General features: G+C 46.0%; 23 protein-coding genes. 19 read left to right on the top strand and 4 right to left on the bottom strand.

The features are described 5' to 3' along the window. Window positions 1-60 precede the first annotated feature (60 nt). The 9 genes from purC (at window position 61) to MUB35_RS06690 (ending at window position 10,673) form a co-directional block, all read left to right on the top strand. The gene (gene purC, locus MUB35_RS06730; RefSeq protein WP_033141076.1) at window positions 61-771 is read left to right on the top strand and encodes a phosphoribosylaminoimidazolesuccinocarboxamide synthase; all 711 of its coding nucleotides are present in this window, start codon (window positions 61-63) and stop codon (window positions 769-771) included. 96 nt (window positions 772-867) lie between these two features. Beyond that, window positions 868-2,301, top strand: coding sequence for an adenylosuccinate lyase (purB, locus tag MUB35_RS06725; protein ID WP_033141077.1), 1,434 nt, complete (start codon window positions 868-870; stop codon window positions 2,299-2,301). Window positions 2,302-2,327: 26 nt separating this feature from the next. Continuing rightward, the gene (locus tag MUB35_RS06720; protein ID WP_033141078.1) at window positions 2,328-3,617 is read left to right on the top strand and encodes a Na+/H+ antiporter NhaC family protein; all 1,290 of its coding nucleotides are present in this window, start codon (window positions 2,328-2,330) and stop codon (window positions 3,615-3,617) included. 134 nt (window positions 3,618-3,751) lie between these two features. Then, window positions 3,752-4,618: a helix-turn-helix domain-containing protein gene (locus MUB35_RS06715; protein ID WP_244805946.1), complete on the top strand. Its 867-nt coding sequence runs from the start codon at window positions 3,752-3,754 to the stop codon at window positions 4,616-4,618. Between the two features lie 112 nt (window positions 4,619-4,730). After that, window positions 4,731-6,062: an extracellular solute-binding protein gene (locus MUB35_RS06710; RefSeq protein WP_244805945.1), complete on the top strand. Its 1,332-nt coding sequence runs from the start codon at window positions 4,731-4,733 to the stop codon at window positions 6,060-6,062. Between the two features lie 11 nt (window positions 6,063-6,073). Next, window positions 6,074-7,150, top strand: coding sequence for a hypothetical protein (locus MUB35_RS06705; protein ID WP_244805944.1), 1,077 nt, complete (start codon window positions 6,074-6,076; stop codon window positions 7,148-7,150). A gap of 168 nt (window positions 7,151-7,318) precedes the next feature. Then, window positions 7,319-7,801: an RNA polymerase sigma factor gene (locus MUB35_RS06700; protein ID WP_033141080.1), complete on the top strand. Its 483-nt coding sequence runs from the start codon at window positions 7,319-7,321 to the stop codon at window positions 7,799-7,801. Further along, window positions 7,795-9,177, top strand: coding sequence for a DUF4179 domain-containing protein (locus tag MUB35_RS06695; protein ID WP_033141081.1), 1,383 nt, complete (start codon window positions 7,795-7,797; stop codon window positions 9,175-9,177). Before MUB35_RS06700 ends, MUB35_RS06695 begins: the two co-directional genes overlap by 7 nt. Window positions 9,178-9,389: 212 nt before the next feature. After that, complete coding sequence (locus tag MUB35_RS06690; RefSeq protein ID WP_033141082.1) at window positions 9,390-10,673, top strand: adenylosuccinate synthase; 1,284 nt, start codon at window positions 9,390-9,392, stop codon at window positions 10,671-10,673. A gap of 65 nt (window positions 10,674-10,738) precedes the next feature. Here the strand turns inward: MUB35_RS06690 and MUB35_RS06685 are convergent, their stop codons facing one another. Next, window positions 10,739-11,569, bottom strand: a complete 831-nt coding sequence (locus MUB35_RS06685) for an HAD family hydrolase (RefSeq protein WP_054352081.1) — start codon at window positions 11,567-11,569, stop codon at window positions 10,739-10,741. 59 nt (window positions 11,570-11,628) lie between these two features. Between MUB35_RS06685 and MUB35_RS06680 the strand changes: the two genes are divergently transcribed. From MUB35_RS06680 to MUB35_RS06660, 5 genes are all read left to right on the top strand, one after another. Then, the gene (locus MUB35_RS06680) at window positions 11,629-12,618 is read left to right on the top strand and encodes a M14 family zinc carboxypeptidase (protein ID WP_103731435.1); all 990 of its coding nucleotides are present in this window, start codon (window positions 11,629-11,631) and stop codon (window positions 12,616-12,618) included. Window positions 12,619-12,695: 77 nt separating this feature from the next. Next, complete coding sequence (locus MUB35_RS06675) at window positions 12,696-13,052, top strand: BlaI/MecI/CopY family transcriptional regulator (protein ID WP_225305376.1); 357 nt, start codon at window positions 12,696-12,698, stop codon at window positions 13,050-13,052. Window position 13,053: 1 nt separating this feature from the next. Next, complete coding sequence (locus tag MUB35_RS06670) at window positions 13,054-14,394, top strand: M56 family metallopeptidase (RefSeq protein ID WP_054352084.1); 1,341 nt, start codon at window positions 13,054-13,056, stop codon at window positions 14,392-14,394. Window positions 14,395-14,777: 383 nt separating this feature from the next. Next, the gene (locus MUB35_RS06665; protein WP_054352085.1) at window positions 14,778-15,047 is read left to right on the top strand and encodes an acylphosphatase; all 270 of its coding nucleotides are present in this window, start codon (window positions 14,778-14,780) and stop codon (window positions 15,045-15,047) included. Between the two features lie 144 nt (window positions 15,048-15,191). Next, window positions 15,192-15,521: a cupin domain-containing protein gene (locus MUB35_RS06660; protein ID WP_244805943.1), complete on the top strand. Its 330-nt coding sequence runs from the start codon at window positions 15,192-15,194 to the stop codon at window positions 15,519-15,521. 183 nt (window positions 15,522-15,704) lie between these two features. Here MUB35_RS06660 and MUB35_RS06655 read toward each other — a convergent pair whose 3' ends face one another. Together MUB35_RS06655 and MUB35_RS06650 are read right to left on the bottom strand one after the other, a co-directional pair. Beyond that, window positions 15,705-16,733 carry a type II TA system antitoxin MqsA family protein gene (locus MUB35_RS06655; protein WP_103731436.1) on the bottom strand — a complete coding sequence of 343 codons (1,029 nt, stop codon included), beginning with the start codon at window positions 16,731-16,733 and terminating at the stop codon, window positions 15,705-15,707. Between the two features lie 13 nt (window positions 16,734-16,746). Further along, window positions 16,747-17,187 (bottom strand): hypothetical protein, encoded by a 441-nt coding sequence (locus MUB35_RS06650; protein WP_054352087.1) that lies wholly within the window; start codon window positions 17,185-17,187, stop codon window positions 16,747-16,749. Between the two features lie 280 nt (window positions 17,188-17,467). On the opposite strand from MUB35_RS06650, the gene MUB35_RS06645 reads away from it, so the two are divergent. Beyond that, window positions 17,468-18,052 carry a flavodoxin family protein gene (locus tag MUB35_RS06645; protein ID WP_054352088.1) on the top strand — a complete coding sequence of 195 codons (585 nt, stop codon included), beginning with the start codon at window positions 17,468-17,470 and terminating at the stop codon, window positions 18,050-18,052. A gap of 29 nt (window positions 18,053-18,081) precedes the next feature. Here MUB35_RS06645 and MUB35_RS06640 read toward each other — a convergent pair whose 3' ends face one another. Beyond that, window positions 18,082-19,062 (bottom strand): AraC family transcriptional regulator, encoded by a 981-nt coding sequence (locus tag MUB35_RS06640; RefSeq protein WP_148392618.1) that lies wholly within the window; start codon window positions 19,060-19,062, stop codon window positions 18,082-18,084. Between the two features lie 358 nt (window positions 19,063-19,420). Between MUB35_RS06640 and MUB35_RS06635 the strand changes: the two genes are divergently transcribed. The 4 genes from MUB35_RS06635 (at window position 19,421) to MUB35_RS06620 (ending at window position 24,133) form a co-directional block, all read left to right on the top strand. Continuing rightward, window positions 19,421-20,554 carry a carbohydrate kinase family protein gene (locus tag MUB35_RS06635; protein ID WP_244805942.1) on the top strand — a complete coding sequence of 378 codons (1,134 nt, stop codon included), beginning with the start codon at window positions 19,421-19,423 and terminating at the stop codon, window positions 20,552-20,554. 12 nt (window positions 20,555-20,566) lie between these two features. Continuing rightward, a complete protein-coding gene (locus tag MUB35_RS06630; protein ID WP_227210422.1) occupies window positions 20,567-21,427 on the top strand; it encodes a class II fructose-bisphosphate aldolase in 861 nt (286 codons plus the stop codon). Between the two features lie 73 nt (window positions 21,428-21,500). Then, complete coding sequence (locus MUB35_RS06625; protein WP_244805941.1) at window positions 21,501-22,307, top strand: AraC family transcriptional regulator; 807 nt, start codon at window positions 21,501-21,503, stop codon at window positions 22,305-22,307. 416 nt (window positions 22,308-22,723) lie between these two features. Then, window positions 22,724-24,133 carry an MFS transporter gene (locus MUB35_RS06620; protein ID WP_033141092.1) on the top strand — a complete coding sequence of 470 codons (1,410 nt, stop codon included), beginning with the start codon at window positions 22,724-22,726 and terminating at the stop codon, window positions 24,131-24,133. The last annotated feature ends 1 nt before the right edge of the window (window position 24,134 follow it).

The following is a 24,134-nucleotide window of genomic DNA, read 5'->3' as shown; positions in this document are numbered from 1 at the left end:
ATCGTAACGTTTCTCTTTTGAGAGAACTCAATATTATGGAAAAAGGACAGGTGTACGAAGGTGAAGAAGTTAGAGCAGCTTTATGAAGGAAAAGCAAAGAAAGTATTTGCAACAGATGTAGACGGCGTAGTGATCGTAGATTACAAAGATGATGCCACAGCATTCAACGGCGAGAAAAAAGGCACGATCACAGGTAAAGGCGCTATCAACAACCGCATGACAAACTATGTTTTCCAGCAGCTGGAAAAGGAAGGCGTTCCGACTCACTTCGTAGAAGAACTGAGCGACCGCGAGACAGCCGTAAAAAAAGTGAGCATCGTTCCTTTAGAGGTAATTGTTCGTAACGTGGCTGCAGGAAGCTTCTCCAAGAGAATGGGAGTAGAAGAAGGAAAACAGCTTCTCTGCCCGATCTTAGAGTTCAGCTACAAAGATGATGACCTGGGCGACCCCTTCATCAATGATGACTATGCACTTGCATTAGGACTGGCTACACAGGAAGAAATCGACACCATTAAAAATTATACAAGAAAAATCAACGAATTTTTGATCAAATATTTCCTGAACGCAGGAATGAAGTTGATCGACTTCAAAATCGAATTCGGTAAATTAGCAGACGGAACCATCATCCTGGCTGATGAGATCTCACCGGATACCTGCCGTCTGTGGGATGTAGAGACAAATGAGAAGCTGGACAAAGACCGTTTCAGAAGAGACATGGGCAACGTAGAAGAGGCATATAACGAAGTGTTCAAACGTCTGGGCCTGGCTTAAATCAGAGGGGTGCCCGGGACACCTTCCGGCTCGGAAGGCGCCTCGCGGCGCCCTTTTTTGTGTTTACTTCAATATAAAATAAAAAGGAGAATTCAAATGAGTACAGACAGATATCAAAGTCCATTATCTGAGCGCTATGCCAGCAAAGAGATGCAGTATATTTTCTCCCCGGACATGAAATTCCGCACATGGAGAAAACTGTGGATCGCCCTGGCAGAGACAGAGAAAGAGCTGGGATTAAATATTACCCAGGAACAGATCGACGAGCTGAAAGCCCACGCAGAAGACATCAATTATGACGTGGCAAAAGAGAGAGAAAAACAGGTGCGCCATGATGTAATGTCCCATGTATACGCATACGGCGTGCAGTGTCCGAAGGCAAAGGGAATCATCCATCTGGGTGCTACCTCCTGTTATGTGGGCGACAATACAGACATTATTGTGATGACAGAGGCCCTGAAGCTTGTGAAGAAAAAACTGGTCAACGTCATCGCAGAGCTTTCCAAATTTGCAGATGAGCATAAAGCGCTTCCAACCCTGGCGTTCACACATTTCCAGCCAGCGCAGCCTACTACAGTGGGAAAAAGAGCAACCCTGTGGATGCAGGAGTTCATGCTGGACCTGGAAGACCTGGATTATGTGATCAGCACTATGAAACTGCTTGGTTCCAAGGGTACAACAGGTACACAGGCCAGCTTCCTGGAACTGTTTGACGGGGACCAGGAGACTATTGACAAGATTGATCCCATGATTGCGGAGAAGATGGGATTTAAGGAGTGCTATCCGGTATCCGGACAGACCTATTCCAGAAAAGTGGACACCAGAGTGCTGAACGTACTGGCAGGCATTGCAGCCAGTGCCCACAAGTTCTCCAATGACATCAGGCTTCTGCAGCACTTAAAAGAAGTGGAAGAGCCGTTTGAGAAGAGCCAGATCGGTTCCTCGGCTATGGCATACAAGAGAAACCCGATGAGAAGTGAGCGTATTGCGTCCCTGTCACGTTTCGTCATGGTGGATGCCCTGAATCCGGCCATCACTTCCGCTACCCAGTGGTTTGAGAGAACACTGGATGACTCTGCGAACAAACGTCTCTCCGTTCCGGAAGGTTTCCTGGCTATTGACGGTATCCTGGACCTGTGCCTGAACGTGGTGGACGGGCTTGTTGTGTATCCTAAGGTTATAGAGAAACGTCTGAGAAGCGAGCTTCCGTTCATGGCTACAGAGAATATCATGATGGATGCCGTGAAGGCAGGCGGGGACCGCCAGGAGCTGCATGAGAGAATCCGTGAGCTGTCCATGGAGGCAGGCAGGAACGTGAAGGTGGAAGGCAAAGAGAACAACCTTCTGGAGCTTATTGCCGCTGATCCCGCATTTAACATGAGTCTGGAAGACCTGCAGAAGACCATGGAGCCGTCCCGCTACACAGGACGTGCCCAGGTACAGGTGGAGGCGTTCCTGAAAAATGTGGTACAGCCGGTACTGGATGAAAATAAAGAAATCCTGGGAATGACTGCAGAGATCAACGTATAATAAAAATACAGTTCGGAGGTTTTTACATGAAGGAGCAAAAGAGGGGGAATCCCATAGCGCTTTTGCCGATTGGGGTGTTTCTGATTATTTTTATCGGAGCGGGTATCCTGTTCCATGACTTTTATACCATGCCTGCCATAGTGGGATTTTTGATCGCGCTTACCGTAGCATTTTTTCAGAACCGGAAAGTAGGGTTTCAGGAAAAGGTGGCAATTATCTCAAAGGGCATCGGTGAGGAAAATATTGTAACCATGTGCCTGATCTTTCTGGCAGCCGGAGCCTTTTCCGGTTCCATAAAGGCGGCAGGCGGGGTGGAGAGCACGGTCAATCTGGGGCTTTCCATTATGCCGTCCTCCATTGCAGTGGTGGGGCTGTTTATCATCGGCTGTTTTATTTCCATTTCCATGGGAACCAGTGTGGGCACCATTACCGCTATGGCACCCATCGGCGTGGGAATTGCCGAGAAGACAGGCATTCCTCTCCCGATCTGCATGGGAGCCATTGTGTGCGGCGCCATGTTCGGTGACAACCTGTCCATGATTTCCGATACCACGATTGCGGCGGTGAGGACACAGGGGTGTGAGATGAAGGACAAATTCAGGGAGAACTTTTTTATTGTTCTGCCTGCAGCTATCATCACGGCTGTGATCTTCTTCGTGATCGCCAGGGGAAATGCAGGAGTCATTGATGATGACCTGAAGTTCCAGATCATCAAGGTGATTCCATACCTGGTGGTCCTGATCGGTGCGCTCATCGGCATCAATGTGTTCATTGTTCTTATAACCGGTACTGTACTGTCCCTCATTGTGGGAGTAGGCACAGGGGCGTTTGCTGTCAGTGAGATGTTCCAGAAGATGGGAGACGGTATCACCGGAATGTATGATATCACAGTGATCTCCATTATTGTTGCAGCCATTGTGGCCCTGGTGAAGGAACACGGAGGGATTGAGTATATTCTGAATGTGATCAAGAAGAAGATCAACGGGGAGCGCGGCGGAGAGTTCGGCATCTCCGTTCTGGCCCTGCTCGTGGACTGCTGTACAGCCAACAATACGGTGGCTATCGTTATGGCAGGCCCCATTGCAAAAGAGATCAGCGAGGAATTCCGGGTAAGCCCCAAAAGGAGCGCGTCCCTTTTGGATATCTTCGCGTCCGTAGGCCAGGGAATGATTCCCTACGGTGCCCAGCTTCTGGCCGCGGCCAGTCTGTCCGGGCTTACGCCTATTGCGATCATGCCGTATCTGTTCTATCCTATTTTGATGGGAGTATCGGCAATTATATTTATAATTTTCCGCAGGAGAGAAGTGGCGGAATAAAAAATGTGGATGAGGCAGCTGTATTCTTTTGGGAATATGGCTGCCTTTTTTGGACCATGGTCTGCTCTGCGGATTTACTATGGCTAGCGAAAGCCGTTCTAAAAGCGGACGCGGACATGGGAAAGGAGAAGCCTATGCTGTTACAGAAGAAGAAATATTTTAAACAGGAATATCAGTCATTTCAGGACTACAGTCTTCATGTGGAGCGAGTAACTGTGAACCAGGACTTTATGGAGCATACCCATGAATTCGATGAAATTGTGATCGTGGTGTCAGGATCGGGGGAACATCTGGTGGAACAGCAGGTATACAGCCTTAGCAGAGGAGATGTATTTGTCATAAAGGGAGATGTAAAGCATGGATTTAGAAATAATTCAAATCTGCAGATAATAAATCTCATGTATGATCCGCGGATGCTTTTCGGTGAAAATGAGGAGCTGCGTTTTGTGGAGGGATTTGACTATATGTTTATTATTCAGCCGGAATGGCTGCCGCATCTTGCATATCCTTACCGCGTTACAATGGGGGAAGAAACTGTAAGAGTAGTGGAGCTGCTCACAGATTTTCTGATAGAACAGCTTAGGGATGCCAAGGGGCAGTACTATGTGGCAGTGAAATATGGATTTAAGGCGCTAATTTCTTACATTGCCAACAACTACAGGACAGAACAGCACTTGTCAGACAGAATGAAAATACTGGCAAGCGCGATTCAGTATATCCGTTCCAATCTGAATACCTCCATTAAAGTAACGGATATAGCAAAAAGTGTTACAATTTCCCCAAGGCAGTTGGAACGTGTCTTCGCGGAGGAGTGTGGTATGTCCCCCATAGAATATCTGACAGAACTGCGCCTGAAACATGCCAGAACACTTTTAATGAATACGGAAAGGCCTATCAGCGCTGTGGCAGAGGAGGCAGGATTTGAGGACCCATCCTATTTTGCCAGAGTCTATAAGAAAAGATTTAACCTTTCCCCCAGCCAGGCTAGAAAACAGAATTAGGAGATGTCGGATTAGTCCTGATTGTTGTCGCCTTCCTATCTTGTAGAGCATTGCAGTGAATGCAATAATATACTTATAAATTGAGGGAAAAATTTCAAGGAGGAAGAAAAAAATGAGAAGGCGTTTAATTATGACGGCAGGTTTGGCGGTAATGTCCGCTGTATTTGTGTTGTCGGGATGTGGCGGAAATGATGGTGGTACAGAAATAGAAACCCTGAACAATCAAGAAGAGGGAAGTAAAGAAATTCTGTTCTGGAATACTGGCACAGGGGATACAGACAAGCTTATTTATGAAACAGCGGTAAAGAAATTTAATGAAAGTACAGATAGCGGATATCATATCACTTCAGTCGCATCGGAACCGGATGTGTACAAGGAAAAGATAGTGATAGCAATGAGTTCCGGAGAGTGTCCTGACCTCTATGCCAACTGGTCAGGCGGACCGATGAATGAATACATAGAAGCAGGGTATGGACAGCCAATAGATGAGCTTTTTAACAGCAGTGAAATCAAGGATAAGATGCAGGATGCAGCCATAGCGCAGGGACAGTACAAGGGGAAAATGTATTCCATTGGCGTACTGAATGACTCGATCGCAGGTGTTTTTTATAACAAAGAGATGTTTCAGGAATATGACCTAGAGGTGCCGAAGACAGTGGCAGAGCTTGAACAGGTCTGTGACACACTGACTGCCAACGGAAAGATTCCGTTTGCGCTGGCAAATGAAGCAAAGTGGACAGGCTCCATGTTCTTTATGTCTCTGGCTGCCCGGGAAGGCGGCCTAGAACCATTCAATCAAGCGGTGGCGGGGAAAGGAAGCTTTGAAGATGAAAGTTTTCTCTTTGCAGGCCGAAAGATTCAGGAGTGGGTGGAAAAGAATTATTTTCCAGAAGGCGTCAACAGCCTGAGTGAAGGTGACGGACAGGGAAGGCAGCTTTTGTATCAGGAGAAGGCAGCCATGATATTGATGGGGTTCTGGTATACGAGCACGATGCAGTCGGAGAGTAAAGAGTTCTATGAAAAAGTAGGCTGGTTTCCATTTCCGGCGATTGAGGGAAAAGAAAATAATGGCGATATTATCATAGGAACGATTGGGGACCAGTTTTTTACTTTTAACTGCACCGGAGAAAAGCAGGCGGCAGCTTTTCGTTTTGTAGAAACCTTTTTCGATGATGACATGGTGGAGCTGATGGTAGAGCAGGGGAAGGTACCTCCAATGAAGGGCGTGGAGGATATGATAAAAGATCCTGTCTGTCTGCAGATTCTGGACGCAGTAAACCGGGCGCCGGCTACACAGCTTTGGTATGACCAATATCTTCCGCCGGAAGTGGGACAGGTGCATCTGGATACCTGCCAGGATTTGTTTGGTTTAACGACCACACCTGAGGAAGCCGCAGAGAAATTTCAGTCAGCTATGGAAAAATATAATACAGAGAAAAAGTAAGGAGTGTGCATATGAGGGTGGATTTTGATAGAATAAAAGAGCGTATGACAGCTCTCTGGGATCATGAAGTATTGGACAGATGCTGTGTCAGCGTTGTATATGAGGATAAGAATGAAAGACAGGCCATAGATGCGTTTCCTGTTTCCGGCGAGGACAGAATGAAATACTGGACAGACCCTGAGATTGTGCTGAAAAGAAATCTCAGACATATGGAACATACATATTATGCAGGGGATGCGTTTCCACTGGTATCGCTGAATCTGGGACCTGCCGGCCACGCAGGTTTTGTAAAAGATATGAAATGGAGCTATGAACCCAGTACCATATGGTTTACACCGTTTATGAAGGATGAATTAAGCCCTGAAAAGATAATTTTTGACAGAAATAGTTTTCTTTTTCAAAAGACATTGGAACATGCAGAGTATTTTCGGGATGAATGCAGAGGGGAATATCTTATTTCAATGCCTGATTTGGCCGGAAACATGGATGTACTGGCTGCTCTTAGAGGTTCCCAGGAACTGCTGGTGGATTTTCTGGCGGAGGACGAAGAGGTTATACGAGGGTGCCTAAGTAAGATACAACGCATGTGGGAAGCAGGGCTGGAAGAGACATACAGGATTGTGGGGGAATGCAATCACAAAGGCAGTACAATAGGATGGCTCCGCACCTGGGCTCCCGGATTTCATGGTCAGATACAGTGTGATATTTCTGTTATGTTTTCAAATGATATCTATGAAAAATTTGCTAGAACAGAGCTGGAAGAACAGAGCAGTTTTCTTGAGTATCCCTTGTATCATTTTGACGGAATCGAACAGATACGGCATTTGGATACCCTGCTGTCTATTGAGAAACTGAGGATGATTCAGTGGACCAGCGTGGTAGGGCAGCCCTCACCTTTAAAATTCATAGATCAGCTGAAAAAAATCCAGGAAAAGGGAAAAGGCCTTCTGCTGCTTTTAAAACCGGAAGAGATAGAGTCTGCCATGAAACAGCTTTCCTCAAAAGGTTTGTTTATTCTGTCTGAGGCAGAAAGCAGGGAGGAAGCAGATAGGATTGTGAAACTGGTGGAGAGAAACACCAGAGAATAGATAAATAAGGAAAACTGGCACCTGCAGTCCGATGAAATCCGGGCTGCCAGGTGTTTTTGTATTGCAGCCCATCCCCAAAACAATTTATAATATTTTTATCAGAACCTTTTTATCACCCCGGGTATCTAATAGATAACAAAAGAGATAAAACAGAAAAAGGAGGAGCCCATGCAGCAGCAGGAATTTATACAGGCCGTCAGGGACGCAGAAGCTACCCTGTACCATGTTGCAATGTCCATTTTAAGGAATGATGCGGACAGTGCGGATGCGGTACAGGAAGCGCTTTTGAAGGCTTTTGAAAAATTAGATACCCTGAAGGAAAAAAAATACTTTAAAACATGGCTGATACGCATTCTTATCCATGAGTGCTACCAAATGAAACGCAGAAGTAAACGTCTGGTTCCCTACGAGGAGTATGTGGAGAACGCACCGGGGAAGGAGGACAAGCTGTATACAGACCTCTATGCAGCCATAGATGATCTGCCGGAGGACCTCCGCATTGCGGTTACCTTATTTTATATAGAAGGTTTCTCCATTGCGGAGATCGCGGAGATGCTGGAGACCAGGGAAAATACAGTGAAAACACGGCTTTACAGGGGAAGAAATCAGCTTAGAAAAAGTCTTGGTGATAAGGAGGAAGCATTATGTTAGAACAGGGAAAATGGAAAGACGGGGCACCGGTACCTTCAAAGGAATTTCATGACAGATTTGAGGAGAGTTTGAAACTGATAGAGAAAAAAGCAGGGGAGAAGGCACCGGCAGGTGCCGAGATCATCCGAATGAACAGGAAGACAAAGCGCAGGGGCAGACATCTGAAGAAAGCAGTTGTGGGTTGTACAGCCGCCGCAGCCGCTATGGCAGTCTTTATCGGAGCCTGCTATCAGAATCCGGTATGGGCTTCCAATCTGCCGCTGATCGGGCACATATTTGAGCGCATGGAAGGACAGCTTTCTTTTGGGGAAGATTACAAGGATTATGCAGAACCACTGGATAAGGAAGCAGCACAAAACCGGGAAAGCGGCGGGCAGGACAGCGGCGATGAGGGAAATACCGGTGCGGGAGCCTTCCGTCAAACGGTTGGCGGCACTACAGTTACCATGTCTGAGAGTTATTGCAGCGGCTCGGCCCTGTACCTTTCCCTTATCATAGAATCAGAAGAGCCATTTCAGGATACCCGTCTGGATGGGAACGGACAGCCATCGATCAGTGTGAAAACGAAGGAAAATTACAGCTTCAATCCTCAGGAACAGAATGATCTTGTCTATCTGGAAGGCGAGTTTCTGGATAAAAATACCTACACAGGGGTTATGCGTATAGACCTGAACATGAAGAATACAGACGACAGCGGGCTGCAGGCAAAGCAGGCAGAGGCTGAGGCAAACGGGGAAGAATTTATAGTTGACGCGGAAGTACTGGATCAGTACAGCACCAAAATAGAGGTACCGGAACAGTTCACCCTGAATCTGGACATCAGCCAGATCATAGGGGATTTGGCTGATCCCGATACCTTCAGTACAGGGTACACGGCGGAGGAACTGGAAGCCATGTCCGATGAAGAGTGGAATCGGGTCATGACAGAAGCGGAAGACGAAGGCGGCTGGGACAGCTTCCCCAACAGCCATGAAAACTGGTGGATGGACGGCTCCTGGCAGTTTGAGCTTGATATCAACGCAGACTACTCCAGAACACAGACTGCCGAAGTGAATGAGATGAATGAGGATGGCGCAGGCATTGCATCTGTTGTCAAAACTCCATTTGAGATCACAGTCAATGAGTCATATGATGATAAAACGAAAAGAGCAGATTATTTCCCGGTGATCCTGGATGCCCAGGGCAAAGTTATGGATGTCACAGGGGGAAGTGTAAATACCGTATCCGTGAAAAACCATGACACATCTACCGTCTATGTTTATTTATGCGATTATGATGAATATATGGATGAGCTGAAGGGGTCCAGAAATGAGGATGGATTCAAGGCATTGATGGATGAAAGGGCAAAATTTGCCGCAGAAGTGCATTTTGACTAACAGTTTTTGATAAAAAACGGCAGAATGAGAATCGGAATTTTTATTCTGCCCGGATGCAGGAGCCGTTTTAAGCCGCCAAAACGCGGGGAAAACGGCTCCTTTCCCATGAAAATCCGCAATTTTTCGTCCGAATTTACAAATTAGAACTTTATTTCTTAAAAGAAATGTAGTATGATACATGGGTACAAAAAGTTCATTAGGAGGAATGAAAAATGGTAAAAGCAGTAGTAGGGGCTAACTGGGGAGATGAAGGTAAGGGCAAAATCACTGACATGCTCGCACAGGAATCCGATATCATCGTAAGATTCCAGGGCGGTGCCAATGCGGGCCACACAATTGTAAACAATTACGGAAAATTTGCGCTCCATACTCTTCCGTCCGGTGTGTTCTACGACCACACAACCAGTGTCATCGGAAACGGTGTTGCGCTTAATATCCCGGTACTGTTTAAAGAGATTCAGTCTATTGTGGACAAGGGTGTACCAGCACCGAAGATCAAAGTCTCTGACCGTGCGCAGATGGTAATGTCCTATCATATCAAATTTGATGAGTATGAAGAAGAGCGCCTGGCAGGAAAATCTTTTGGTTCCACCAAGTCTGGAATCGCACCGTTTTATTCTGATAAATATGCAAAGATCGGTTTCCAGGTCAGCGAGCTTTTCGATGATGACGCGGCACTGAGAGATAAAGTGGAGCGTGTATGCGAGACAAAGAATGTGACTTTGGAGCATTTATACCACAAACCGCTTCTGAACCCGGATGACATCATGAAAGAGCTGGCGGAATATAAAGAGATGATCGCTCCTTATGTGTGTGACGTTTCTCTGTATCTGTGGAACGCTCTGAAAGAAGGTAAGGAAGTGCTTCTGGAAGGACAGTTAGGTTCCCTGAAAGATCCGGATCACGGTATCTATCCCATGGTAACCTCTTCCTCCACACTGGCTGCCTACGGTGCAGTTGGTGCAGGGATTCCGCCATATGAGATCAAAAAGATCATCACAGTCTGCAAGGCATACTCCAGTGCAGTAGGCGCAGGCGCATTTGTATCTGAAATCTTCGGCGATGAGGCAGATGAATTGAGAAGACGCGGCGGAGACGGCGGAGAGTTCGGCGCTACCACAGGACGCCCGAGACGTATGGGATGGTTTGACTGTGTGGCATCTAAATACGGCTGCCGTATGCAGGGAACTACGGATGTAGCTTTCACGGTCCTGGATGTACTTGGATATCTGGAGGAGATTCCGGTGTGCGTGGCATACGATATTGACGGTGAGATTACAACAGAATTCCCCACAACCGGCAGGCTGGAAAAGGCAAAACCGGTTCTGGAGACGCTTCCGGGCTGGAACTGTGACATCCGCGGCATCAAAAACTACGATGACCTTCCCGTAAACTGCCGCAGATATATTGAATTTGTGGAAGAGAAGATCGGCTTCCCCATCACCATGGTTTCCAATGGTCCGAGCCGTGAGGATATTATCTACCGCAATAAATAAAACAATAAGACAACGCTCCATTGGTTTTATAATGGAGCGTTGTCTTATTTTGGGTGCACTTATTTTTACTGCACATCGTATTCTTCCAATAATTTTTGGATTGTCTCTTTCCGACCTTTAAAATGGACAGCATTAATTCCCTGGGAGCGGGCTTCCGCCACATTTTCCAGGACATCGTCAATAAATACAGCTTTTTCAGGTTTAATATGAAAATCTTTCAGCAGTTTCTGATAGAATTCAGGTTCCGGCTTCAGCATTTTTACCTGCCAGGACATGTAGCCGCCGTCCATCAGATCCAGAAAGGCCATTTCCTCCCTGCAGCGTTCATAGAGCGGCTGTGAAAAGTTGGACAGGTAATAAATTTTGTACCCTCTTTTTTTCAGATATTTCAGCCAGTCAACTGTGTAAGAGTAGGTATGTATGACACCGCTCATTTTGGCAAATGTCTCGCGTATTTCTTTTTCGTATTCCGGGTCATTATCAATAAAGGCCTGGAGAATTTCCTCTTCATTCCGCACACCACGGTCAGCATCCACCCAGTCAGGGCTGTCAAACACAGCATCGCCCACAGCCTGAATTGTTTCCCCACTGTACTTCATGCTTTTTAAAAATGATTTCCAGTCATAACGGACCAGCACATTTCCAAGGTCAAAGATAAAGGTATCCACAGAGGAATTGGCATCTATCCTGGGAATACCGTTTTTCTGCCTTGTGTAGCGGTATACGAGCAGGCAGGCATACAAAAACACGGGAACAAGTACCGTGCAGTAGATTGCGGCCAGCAGCATATTACCGGCATTTGGGCTGTGCGAAAGAGAAAAAATAAAAGCCAGGACGTACATGCCAAGCAGCAGTACGGCTCCAACCAGTGCAGCAATTTGTTTCAGCTTCTTCACTTCTTATTCTCCCTCCCATAGAATATCTTTAATTATAATGAGTTTTGAGGTATCCGTCAATGTGCATAAATGCCCGAAATCAAAGAGAAAATCGACAATTTGTCCAATTTTCAGGCTACACTTACCGAGAAATGGAGAATGATTTGCACATATTTTCCAAAATTTTCAAAGGAATTATGGAAGTTCAAACAGTTGGTGATACGGTGGACGGCAGGAAACTATATCACGTGCGTATGGGGGATGAAAACGCGGCTGACAAGGTTCTGATCTTTGCGGGAATCCATGGAAGAGAATATATGACCACTCAGCTTGTCATGGAACAGCTGGGGGAATTTGTGGAGAATCTGCTTCATGAGGACAGAACTTACAAGGGATACTCTTACAGCGAGCTGCTGAGAGACCGAGCTCTGCATATTATCCCCATGGCGAATCCGGACGGTGTGACAGTGAGCCAGTTCGGAGCCGAGGGTATGCGGTCTCCCGGAATCCGGGAACAGGTGTGGGAGATTGCGGACGAGGACGGCGCCAGAATGCCCTGGAAATCTTATTTCCGCCGCTGGAAGTCCAATGCGGAGGGCGTGGATGTGAACCGGAACTTTGATGCCCTGTGGGAAGAGTATGTGGATGGGATCGGCAGGCCTTCCAGAGAAAAATACAAGGGAACTGCGCCGGAGAGCACCAAAGAGGCGCAGGCACTGGTAAATCTTACAAAAAAGGAACTGTTCTGCCGCACAGTCAGCTATCACTCCTCCGGCGGTGTCATATACTGGGCATTTGGACAGCAGGGAGAGCTGGCATCAAGGACCCAGACCTTTGCAAAACGCATTGCCGCTGTCACAGGCTATGAACCGGACGGCAATTATGAAGAACTGGACCCGGCGGGATACAAGGACTGGGCGCTGCTTAAGATGGGGATTCCCAGTCTAACTATAGAGATCGGCAGAGCGGATTCTCCCCTGCCGCAGTCTGCCTACCGGAGAATCCTCCGGGAAAACAGAGGCGTGTGGGAAGAAATCCTGCTGGATATCATAGAAGAGAAAAAAGATTAAAAGAAACCATTGACAAATACGGACTATTGTAATAGTCTATATGTAGACGATTGCAATAGTCCAAAGGAGTTATGCTTATGAAATTATTTGAATCAGAACAGAAAGTAATGGAAGTCCTGTGGGAAGAAGGTGAGATACCGGCAAAAAGAGTCGTTGAAGTGCTGAGTGAGAGAGTCGGCTGGAACAAGAATACAACTTACACAGTTATCAAGAAATGTATAGAAAAAGGAGCCGTTCAGCGGTCAGAGCCGGGATTTCGGTGCAGGCCCCTGATCGACAGGCATGAATTTGAATCCTATGAAGTGAACGAATTGATCTCCAGGACCTTTAAAGGTTCCAAGAAAAATTTTATCTCAGCGTTCTTCGCGGAGCAGGATTTGACGAAGGAAGACCTGGAGGAGATTGAATCGCTGATTCAAAGGAAGCGGAGGTAGCATGGTATTTATAAAGATCAATGTGGTTCTTGCGGTAATGTGCCTTGTCTTCAGCATTTTCCGTCTGGCTTCAAAAAAGTTCGGAAGCAGCGATAAGTACAGGATGGACCGGATCTTCATCTGCATCGGTATCCTGGCACTGCCTTTGATGCTTGCAGTGGAGAGATATCCGGTGCGTGCTGTTTCAACACAGACCATGGGAATCGTTTCCAGGATGTCTCCGCAGAAAGTGGCAGAGAGTTATCACTTTGTAAAGTGGGGAATGGCGGCCGCATTCGCTGTGGGCTGTGCGATATTTTTTATACTGTTTATCCGCTACTGCCGTGAGAGCAGTATTTTAAGAGAGGCTGTTCCGGTGCCGGGAGAGGCCGCACGGGAGCTGAGTTTTGAAGAACTGGGCCTGGACAGAAGAAGGATTCTGCTGAGTGACCGCATAAGTGCGCCGGTGACCTGGGGATTTTTCATGCCCAAAATACTGATTCCCTCTTATCTGAAGGATGAGGAGGAGGAAAAATATACACAGATTGTTTTGCATGAATTCATCCATGCCAAGAGAAGGGACAACCTGTGGAAATTCCTGGCGCTTTTTCTTTTATGTGCCTATTGGCAGCATCCGTATCTGTGGTTTTTTTATTTTACGTTTCTTAGAGAAGTGGAATTATCCTGTGACGAGGAGGTGCTTCGGCGCATAGGAGAGGACGGAAGGGCAGCCTATGCAGGCACACTTGTGGCTTTTGCGGGCCTGTACTGCCGTCTCAGCCGGATGACATCCCAGTTGTCAGCAGGAAGTCTGAAGAGGAGAGTGATCGCTATAATGAATTATAAAAAATCAAACAAAAGAACAGGAATCGCCGGGAAGATATTCATGGGGAGCATTGTATTTTCCTTTGCGCTGCTGCTGGGATTTTCAAACCAGATTTTTGCGGGAATGCGTGACGGTGAAACCATTGTAAAAAGCAGTGAAGAGTCAAAAGAGAGTAGGGAAAAGCCGCAGTTGAATGTGATAGAAGAGGCCAGAGAAATTGAAGAGAATAAGGCCCAATCGAATGCGGAAGAAACACAGGAAATTCCCGAAAATGGTGCAGTGGAAGAGATAACAGAAATTCCGGAAGAAAATGCTTATGGAGAAGCACAGGAAATTCCGGAAGTAAGTGCTTATGGGGAAGCGGAAGATATAATTTTAAGAGAAACAACGGAAGCAGAAGCGTCAGTGAACGGAGAAACACAGAATATGAATGAAAATAACCTTGCAGAGGCAGAGGACTATTCTTCAGGCACAGAGGTACCAAGTGAAGCTGTTGATCAATCACTGCTTCAGGAAGAAAATGCGAGTGTGAGATAAAAGAGGCTGCGGGACCGTTTCATTCGTATGAAAGATGATATAGATAAGGGTTTTCAGGAATATTCCTGAGAACCCTTTTTTTACTCCTGTACCGGTACGCTTTCCGGCTGTCTGTCGGGAGTTTCCCGGCACAGGCGTATGAATTCCCTGACATAGGGCAGAGTGGTTCTGTCTGGCAGTTTTACGGGAAAGCATATATAAAAAAGACAGTTGCAGACATTACAGAAAGTGGTATAATTCAAGTTGTACAATTCTTCCGGCCTTTAAAAAAGGATGGAAGAATCCTTGAATAAAACAGCAGCGCAGGTGCTGCAGCCGATCCGGTTTTATAATAAAAACCCGGAAGGCAATGGAAAGAAATCGGGAGAAATGGGGCGTAAAAGATGAAGATTAGAAAGCATTTTATACTGACCGGTATGGTACAGGGGGTGGGGCTCAGATACCGGGCACAGCATTTGGCGAGGCTGCTGCAGCTGACAGGCTGGGTGAAGAACACCTGGGACGGATGCGTGGAGCTTGAGCTTCAGGGCGGAGAGGAAGAGATATCCAATTTTCTGGACCGCCTGTCCATGGGGAATTTTATAAGGATTGAGGGCGTTGAAGCAAAAGAGGTCCCTGTGGTAGAGGAGAATAGTTTTCAAGTTAAGGGGTAAAACCGGATATTTTCTAAGTGCCTGCAGTAAAATGTTGACAACAGGAAGAAATTGGTCTAAGATATAGAAAAAATAAAAGTTGGAAAAAAGGTTCTCAAAGGCGAAAACCCACCTTTGGGGACCTTTTTGCATGGAGGATGAAGTATGATAAAAACAGAGACAGTAGAAAATATGTGTGGTGGTAAGGGCCATGTGATTATCAAGCACATTTTAGGGGAAAAAGAACTGAATGGAAAATGCGGACTGTACGCGGAAGTGATCATTGAGCCGAGATGTTCACTCGGATACCATGAGCATCACAAGGAGAGTGAGACATATTATATCCTGTCCGGCCAGGGCGATTATGATGACAACGGTGTGGTCCGTCCTGTCAAAGCCGGGGACGTTACGTTTACACCGGATGCTCATGGGCATGGATTGGTGAATACAGGGGATGTGGATCTGGTGTTTATGGCGCTGATTATTTTGGATTGATAAATAACCGCAAGGCAGTATATGCAGATGTTGTGTAATTCGTTGATTTTTATATACTGCCTATATCCTGGTAATCGGGCAGGGCGGCGGCAGAAGCTGTTATATGATTTCAGCAGATTAAGCTCCGGCACCGCCCTTGTTAGAAAAGATTTGTTATAGGTCAATTCAAGTGTTTTACCATTTTTAAATTTGTAAAGTATCTGCATATTTGAATGGAATCACATCTCTGGGAGCAGTTTCAATATATGCCTTTTCCCTGTGCATAAAAGAAATAATTTCTTTTTTTGTCATCTTGCCAAGTTTACAAATAACTGCATCAAGAATATTTTTATCTGCATCCGAAAGAGATGGGAAAGCAACGGCTCCTTTTAAAGAGAAATGATATGCATTCGTCTCTCCCATATCCACTTCCTCACATGGAACATCCTTCAAATCAATAATCGAGTTATGCCCTACCGGTACGGCTCCCATTGGCAGAGCCTGATAAATCAAACCTGTTATTGCAAAACCCCTATTCTTATAAGAGAGAGCATCTGCATACCACATCAGCTTCATAAGCTTAACTTTATAAAGATCGGTTATCTGCGCAGATGCTGCGAAATAGCGGATAACATCAACAACTTTATCTAGAGAAAGTTCTGTATTCCCGTGAAATATCTGATTTCCCTGAAATCCAGCATAAATTGCCTCAATGGCCTTACGCATATAAGAATCCTGAGCTTTCTCATATAAAGCAGTAGCTGTATCAAAATATTTCTGATAAGATTCGGCTGACAGATTACTTTTTGCATTATTTAATAATGATAAGAACCATTCCGGATCCTGATCAATTTTCTTTAATATCGTGTCGTGTGCCTTGTCCTGCACTTGATGACTCTCATACCTTGTAATGGTCTTGCCGCCCCAGCCAAGAAGAGTGCAAAAATCGCTTTGACTGATTCCATACTTTGCACGGATACCGCTGATTTCGGCGGATGTCAAAAGTCCTTCTGCTCTCCTGTAGGCATCCTTAAGGCGCATATCATTTTCCTGCATCTGCTGCCCATCCATATAAAGTTCATCTGCCGCATCACAATACAAATAAGAAGCGTCATAATCAACTTTTAAATTCTTAAAAGTAGCCCTGTCTTTCACAAGAACTGTCTTCACTTCATGTTCTTCCATGCAGCATGTGCACAAACGTTTTTCCTTTTTAATAATCTTCATATCCATGGAAACACCTCCTCTATTTCTTCCTATATGGAAACATCTCCGGTGTAAATGCCTTTTCCGCAAAATGGAAAGACATTACAAATGTTGCGGGGGTGCCATATGTTCCAAGAAGTTCTACCCTTATTTTAATATATACGTCATCTTTACTATTGTAAACCTTACCAAACTCACGCATTTCACTTCTTTTGGGAAAACGAATGTCTTTGACTGTCTGCATATAGTCTTCCACACTTAATGCTAATAACTCCCTCCTTAGCGCGTCTACCGGATTTTCATCCGGGAACAGGGTATTTACAGTATATTGATTTGTATACTTTTCTTCTCTATTATCATCTACACGTCTTTTGGCCTGAAACTGTATTTCGGCTCCATTGTTAAGTGCAAATTTTAAATTCTGTATGTAAGCCTTTATCTCTAATTCACTTTCAATCCGTATCTTTGTTCCATGTGTCAAATTTTTATCCTTCGATAAGGTATCAATTGATACTTATATCTTATGACAGATGTTCCATTTTGTCAATAGATGCTGTGAAATTTTGAATTTGCGGGGATTTCGCCCGCTTGTTCTTACGGTATCAGACTAATGTTACCCGAAAATAAATGACTTTGTTATAGGCTTATGATAGAATAGGACTAACAAATACACAGGAAAACAGATAGTATGTCTCCTACGATTCCCCTATCTGGCAACACACAAAGACGAACCAGAATCAGAATATCAAGAGGTGATATCTATGAAAAATATATTAGTAATCCAGGGCGGCGGGCGTCCGAACGGAAATACCAGCCAACTGGCAGATGCCTTCCTAAAAGGAGCTTTAGAAGCAGGCCATAAAACAGAAAAAATATCCTTGAACAAGTTCGAGGTAAAAGGCTGTATCGGCTGCAATGCATGCCGCTACGGGAAACCCTGTATACAAAAGGATGATTTCAACAAAATAGTCCCCAAAATAAAAGAAGCGGATCTGCTTGTTTTCGCATCACCGCTTTTGTTCTGGACAATATCCTCTAAATTAAAGGCATTTATAGAAAGATTCTACTGCATAGCAGAGGAGGACCCGAATCCTCCCTATGGCCGATATGAAAGATATCCGGTAAAAGATGCTGCTTTACTGATGACATCGGCAGATAATTTTTTCTGGACATATGAGCAGGCTGTGTCATACTATAAGTTTGTCGTCATCAATTACATGGGTTTCAAGGACAAAGGCATGCTGCTTGCAGGCGGATGCGGAGATACAAACGGCAGGCCGCAGATTGACAAAACAGATCATCTGCAGAAGGCATACGATTTTGGAAAAAATATCTACAAGGAGTAATAGAAACGCCATTCCATTACAGTATCCGCTTACCCATAAAATTCCCATATCGTATAATCCCCGTATTTTTCCCTGCAGCTCTCCCGCAGCGTATGCAGAAGCAGCATACTGTCCCCGGCTGTAAAGATATTCTGTGTATTGGAAGCAGCCTGCCTGTCCGCGCGGGCAGGTCCCGGCCGTTTCTGGCGCAGTTCGGAGGCGGGGCAGCCGTAATATTTCTGGCAGAGCTGATTTAAATATCTGACATCAGAAAAACCGCTCTCAATACTCACGGTGAGCACCTTTTTATCTGTATTCTGCAGAAGACGGCAGGCGTATTCAAAACGTTTCAGATTCAGATATTCCTGAAAGGACAGGTTTAATTCATCGCGGAACAGATGTGACAGATAGGTCAGCGACAGATTTTCGTGCTCTGCAATGTCCTTAAGCAGCAGTTTCTGCCGGAAATTTTTTTCTATATAGTCTGTAATGCGGCTCATGCGTTCCTGCCTGTGCCTGCGGGCTGTCATCTCTGCGTCTGTATATATTTTCTCGGGAACATAGGTGTGGAGGCTGTACAGAATCATATTCAGCAGACTCATGCATTTATATTCATAATTGGCAAACTGCCCGAAATAATTGTAGGCCAGCTCAATAAGCAGACCATTCATAATTTCGTAGCGTGTCTCATGCCGGGAGAAGAAGGGGCGCACACAGTTCTCCAGAAAACATGTATTTTCATCGTGCTGAAAATAGGATGTGACAAGCTGCCGGGACATCTGAATGGCGAGGATCAGGGCGCTGCCATCCAGTCCGCGTATCTCATGGAGGTCCATGGGGTTCAGCAGATACATGTCACCGCTGTGAAGCTGGTTTGCATTTCCGTTTACTGTAAATTCCACTTTTCCGTCAAGAACAAGCCCGATTTCCATCTCCCTGTGTGCGTGCGGCGCACGGGAAAAAAGGCGTACCAGTATAGCACTGAACGCGTGGATCTGCGGGTGTGCGATCAATTCAAATTCTTTATCCATTTCCGTCACTGCCTTCTCATAATTTCTTATTTTCTATTCTAATGTCATTTCAGAAAAGAGGCAAGAACTGTCTCAAGATATTCACGAAAACAACAAACTAATCGTTGATAAACAGCAAATAAATCGAGCCTGTGGAACGGATAATTAGCTGAACTTCCCATAAAATAAGCCTTGCAGCCAAGAAATCAACCAGCGCAGGATAATCGCCGTATTTTCACAAACATGGAAATGCCCCGCAGAGAAAAAACGATTAAACTGAAGATAGTTTATAAAGAAATTTTCTGCGCAGAAAATGCAGACTTTTCGTTTTACGGCGAGAGCAAAAGTAAACGTGACAGTTCAGAAAAAGGGTGATCGTATGGGTAAAAAAGTAATTGTAGCAGGACATGCCTGTCTGGATATTACCCCTCTCTTTCCTCAGAATCAGCAGGCAGCGAAATTAGGAAATATCCTGTCGCCGGGAAAGCTGATACAGATGGAGGGTGTTGATATCCATGCAGGAGGTGCGGTATCCAACACGGGTATGGCAATGAAAATGCTGGGGGCAGATGTATGTCTCATGGCAAAGACAGGCAGCGATGAATTCGGAAAGATCATTTCCGATATTTATGCCGCACAGGGCGCAGATTCCGGAATCATTGTGCAGGAAGGGCAGAATACCTCCTATTCGGTGGTCCTTGCACTTCCGGGTATAGACAGGATATTTCTTCATGACCCGGGGTGCAACCACACTTTTTCCTTTGAAGATCTGCCGAAGGAAAAGCTTTTGGGGACAGACCTGTTCCACTTCGGCTATCCCCCGCTGATGAAGAAAATGTATGAGGACACCGGAAGCGAACTGGTGCGGATGATGAAATATATGAAAGCCCAGGGGACGGCAACTTCCCTTGATCTGGCTTTTGTGGACGGGGAGTCAGATGCAGGAGCGGCGGACTGGAAGGAGATTCTAAGCCGGGTGCTGCCGTATGTAGACTTTTTTGTGCCCAGTATCGAAGAACTCTGCTTTATGCTGGACCGGGACAGATATGAGGCTTGGAAGACCAAAGCAGGGGATGAAGACATTTCTTTCTCCCTGGATGTTCAGAGAGATATCAGGCCTCTGGCAGATAAGTGCATGGAATTAGGGGCAAAGGTCCTTCTGCTGAAATGCGGAGCTCCCGGCCTGTATTACAGGACCACAGAAGTAAAACGTCTGGAAGGACTGGAGACAGCCCTTGGGATCTCTGCAGAGGACTGGTCGGACAGAGAGGGATTTGAGGCCAGCTATCAGCCAGAGAGGGTGCTGTCAGGTACAGGTGCGGGCGACACCACCATTGCGGCATTTATGACAGCTATGCTTGAGGGGTATCCTTTTGAAATGTGTATCCATCTGGCAGCGGCAGAAGGGGCCTCCTGTGTGGAGGCTTATGACGCACTGGGCGGAATCCGGCCGCTTAAGGAACTGGCGTCCAGGATTGAAAAGGGATGGAAAAAACAGAATTTCAGAAGATAAGGAGCATGGAAAATGTTAGCAAATTTAAATGAGGTATTACTTCCGGCCAGGCAGAATGGCTATGGGGTGGGTCTGTTCAATACCGTGAATCTGGAACTGGCAAGAGGTGTGCTGAGGGCTGCGGAGGAACTCAGGTCCCCGGTTATCATCGGTACAGCGGAGATTCTGCTTCCCAGCGGGCCGCTGGAGGATCTGGCACCACTGATCGTTTCCATGGCAGATAGAGCATCAGTCCCTGTGGTGGTCCATTATGACCACGGACTTACATTTGAGAAATGCATGGAGGCGCTGAAGCTGGGATTCACTTCGGTTATGTATGACTGCTCCACGGACAGCTATGAAGAAAATGTGAGAAAGGTTGCGGAGCTTGCAAAGATTGCCCACTGCTTCGGTGCAACTGTGGAGGCTGAACTGGGACATGTGGGGGATAACCAGGAGGCAGGAGGCCGGGAGGCGGAAATGCCGGAAGCATACTATACAGATCCGGCCCAGGCAAAGGATTTTATAGAGAAAACACAGGCGGATGCCCTTGCCATAGCCGTTGGGACGGCCCACGGAGCTTACAAATTCAAACCAAAGCTGGATTTTGAAAGAATCCGGACAATTGCGGATATGGTGCATGTCCCTCTGGTGCTCCACGGAGGTTCCGGGCTGTCGGAGGAGGACTTTAAAAAATCAATTGGCTGCGGGATCAGCAAAGTAAATATCTTCACGGATATCAATATTGCGGCGGCAAAAGCGGCAGAGCAGGCATGGAAAGAGGGAAAAACCTGCCTGACAGACATCATTCCCTATCAGGTGGAAGCCGTGGCAGCGGCGGCAAAGGTGAAGATGAAGATTTTCGGGTCGGAAAACAGAAGCCGGGAAGTCTGATTCTTACTTGTATTTGCTTTGGAGGCATAGTATATTTACCTTAACACATATAGAAGCGTAAAGGATGACCACTATGCCAAAATTGATGCAAACATACTTTGTAGATGTAAACTACAGCCAGAATCACGCTCATATGCTGCACAAGCATCCCGATGTACTGGAAATTCTGTACATTGACAGCGGGGAAGGGCGGTATATTGTGGGAAAAAGGGAATATGCGGTATCTGCCGGGGATGTAGTGATCTGCAATGCCGGCATGATACACGGGGAGGCCCCTTTTCAAAAACATGAGATCCAGACATACTGCTGTGCGCTTACGCAGGTGATGATTCCCGGACTTCCGGAAAATTGTCTGATGGATTCCAGATATAAACCGGTACTTGCTATGGGAAACGCTGCAGGGCATATGGGATGTCTCATGCGTACCATGCATGAGCTGTTCACAGAAAATATGTATAAAAAAGACGTTTGTCAGCATCTGGCCCAGGCGGTGTACCTTCTTGTAAAGGAACGCCTGGAGCAGTACAAGGACAGCGGTAGGGAGGTGGAGGACCAGAAAAAGGAATTTTTGGTGCGGCAGATCACAGACTATATTGACAGACATTACACAGAACCGCTGACTTTGAAAGAACTCAGTGACAGATTTTACATCAGCCCCTCCAGCATTTCGCATATATATAAGAGAGAGACAGGAGTGTCACCCATGCAGTACGTGATACACCGCAGGATCGGGGAGGCGCAGACGCTGCTGATGGATACCCACATTCCCATCCATATGATAGAGGAACGGCTTGGGTTTGGCAGCAGCTGTCACTTCAGCGCTATGTTCAAAAAATATGTGGGAATCTCCCCAAAAGAGTTTCGCAGCCATTTTAAATGAAAGCAGTTTATAATAACAGGACATCCATTGTCCGTGTCAGAATCATTTTCATGAATCATGATTCCGATGCGGGCAATGGATGTCTTTTTTTAACATATTTGCAAGATTTTATAACAAAATCTCATAGAGAGCGAAAAAAGGCAAAAAATACAGCAAGAAAATAATAACGGATTTTAGCCGGATTTGATATGATTAATATAGTTAAAGTTCATGAACGGGCAACGCAAATATAGCAAAAACAGGGAAATGCTGGTCATAATAGACATGGAGGTGATGAAAAAAGAGCTATAATACGGCAAAGTGGCAGAAAGCTTATGACACAGATATCAGAACCTGAAGACAGGTTGGAACAGAAAAAAACAGAAGGCAATTTTATATAATTTTCGGTGAAAAAATGAAAAACAGGAGAGGTGATTATGAACAGAGAAATAACAGGAGAAAGACAGACAGCCGCAGTGAGCGGAGTTGTCAAACTAAATTGGGGAAACAGGATAGCATACGGATGCGGAGATACAGCATGTAATATCGTCTGCGGCATGATCAATGCTCTGCTGACTTTGTTTTACACAGATTATGCGGGAATCCCCATTGCGACAGTGGGGTTGGTCATGCTGATATCAAGAGTATTTGACGGCTCCTCAGACATTATCATGGGAGTCATTGTAGGGAAAACAAAATCAAAATGGGGGAAATCAAGGCCGTGGCTTTTGTGGATGGCGGTTCCCTATGTGCTCTGTGCCATAGCTATGTTTACGGTCCCCCAGACGAACGAGACGATACAGTTCTGGTACATTTTTGTCACATATAATCTGTGCACCACGGTGTGCTACACAGCCATTAATGTGCCATACGGAACACTGTCCACCATGATGACAAGGTCATCTCACGAGAGGGACCTGCTTTCCATTGTGCGTATGTCCATGGCTCCGGTGGGAAGGCTCATTGCAGTAACTTTCACCATGCCGGTGGTGAAATTATTCGGAGATACACAGGCAGCCTGGGTGAAAGCCATGATGCTGTGGTGTGTGATCGCGTTTGTCATGCTGCTTATCTGTTTTGCAAACTGTAAAGAACACGTACATATTGAAGTAAAGAAAGAAACACCGAAGGCGTCCTTCGGTAAAAATGTAAAGGCTCTTGTGGGAAATATTTATTTCTGGGCAACGCTGATCCTCTGGACTATCACCTGTGTGCACCAGACACTTGTGGGAGCTGTACTGCCTTATTACTGCAAATATATTTTCGGAAATGACAGTTGGATGTACAGCACACTGTACATGGCAGAGGCCGTCACACTGATCGCAGGGGCACTGATCTGCCCTGTACTTCTGAAGAAATTCAACAAAAGGGATCTGTCCCTGGCCGGATGCGTTCTGGCAGTGGCGGCACAGATGGTATTCTTTATGAACCCTCACAGTTTTGGCCTGGCAATGGGAACTACCATTGTAAGAGCGCTGGGGGAGGCACCCCTTACGGCGGTGGTCTTCGGCATGATGGGAGATGTCATTGAGTATGGACAGTGGAAGAGCCATATCCGCCAGGAAAGCCTTGTCTTTGGCGGCGGATCTCTGGGATTCAAACTGGGAGTAGGCCTGACAAGCGCTATCATCAGCGGCTTATTAAATGCCAGCGGCTACATCAGTTCCTCCACAGGCGGCGCTGTGCAGCCGGAAACGGCAAAGGCCATGATCATGAGTATTTACAAATACGGAACCACATTTATCTGGGTCATTGCAGTGGTGGTCCTTATTTTCTATAAACTGGATAAGATTTATCCCCGAATCATGAAGGAACTGGCAGAGCGGGAGCTGCGGGGAGAAATGTAAC

The sequence above is a fragment of the Blautia sp. NSJ-175 genome (genome assembly GCF_022867815.1).
Classification (GTDB): Bacteria; Bacillota; Clostridia; order Lachnospirales; family Lachnospiraceae; genus Blautia; species Blautia celeris.
The sequence above is the reverse complement of the archived record's forward strand: the minus strand, read 5'-3'. Positions and strand labels throughout refer to the sequence as shown.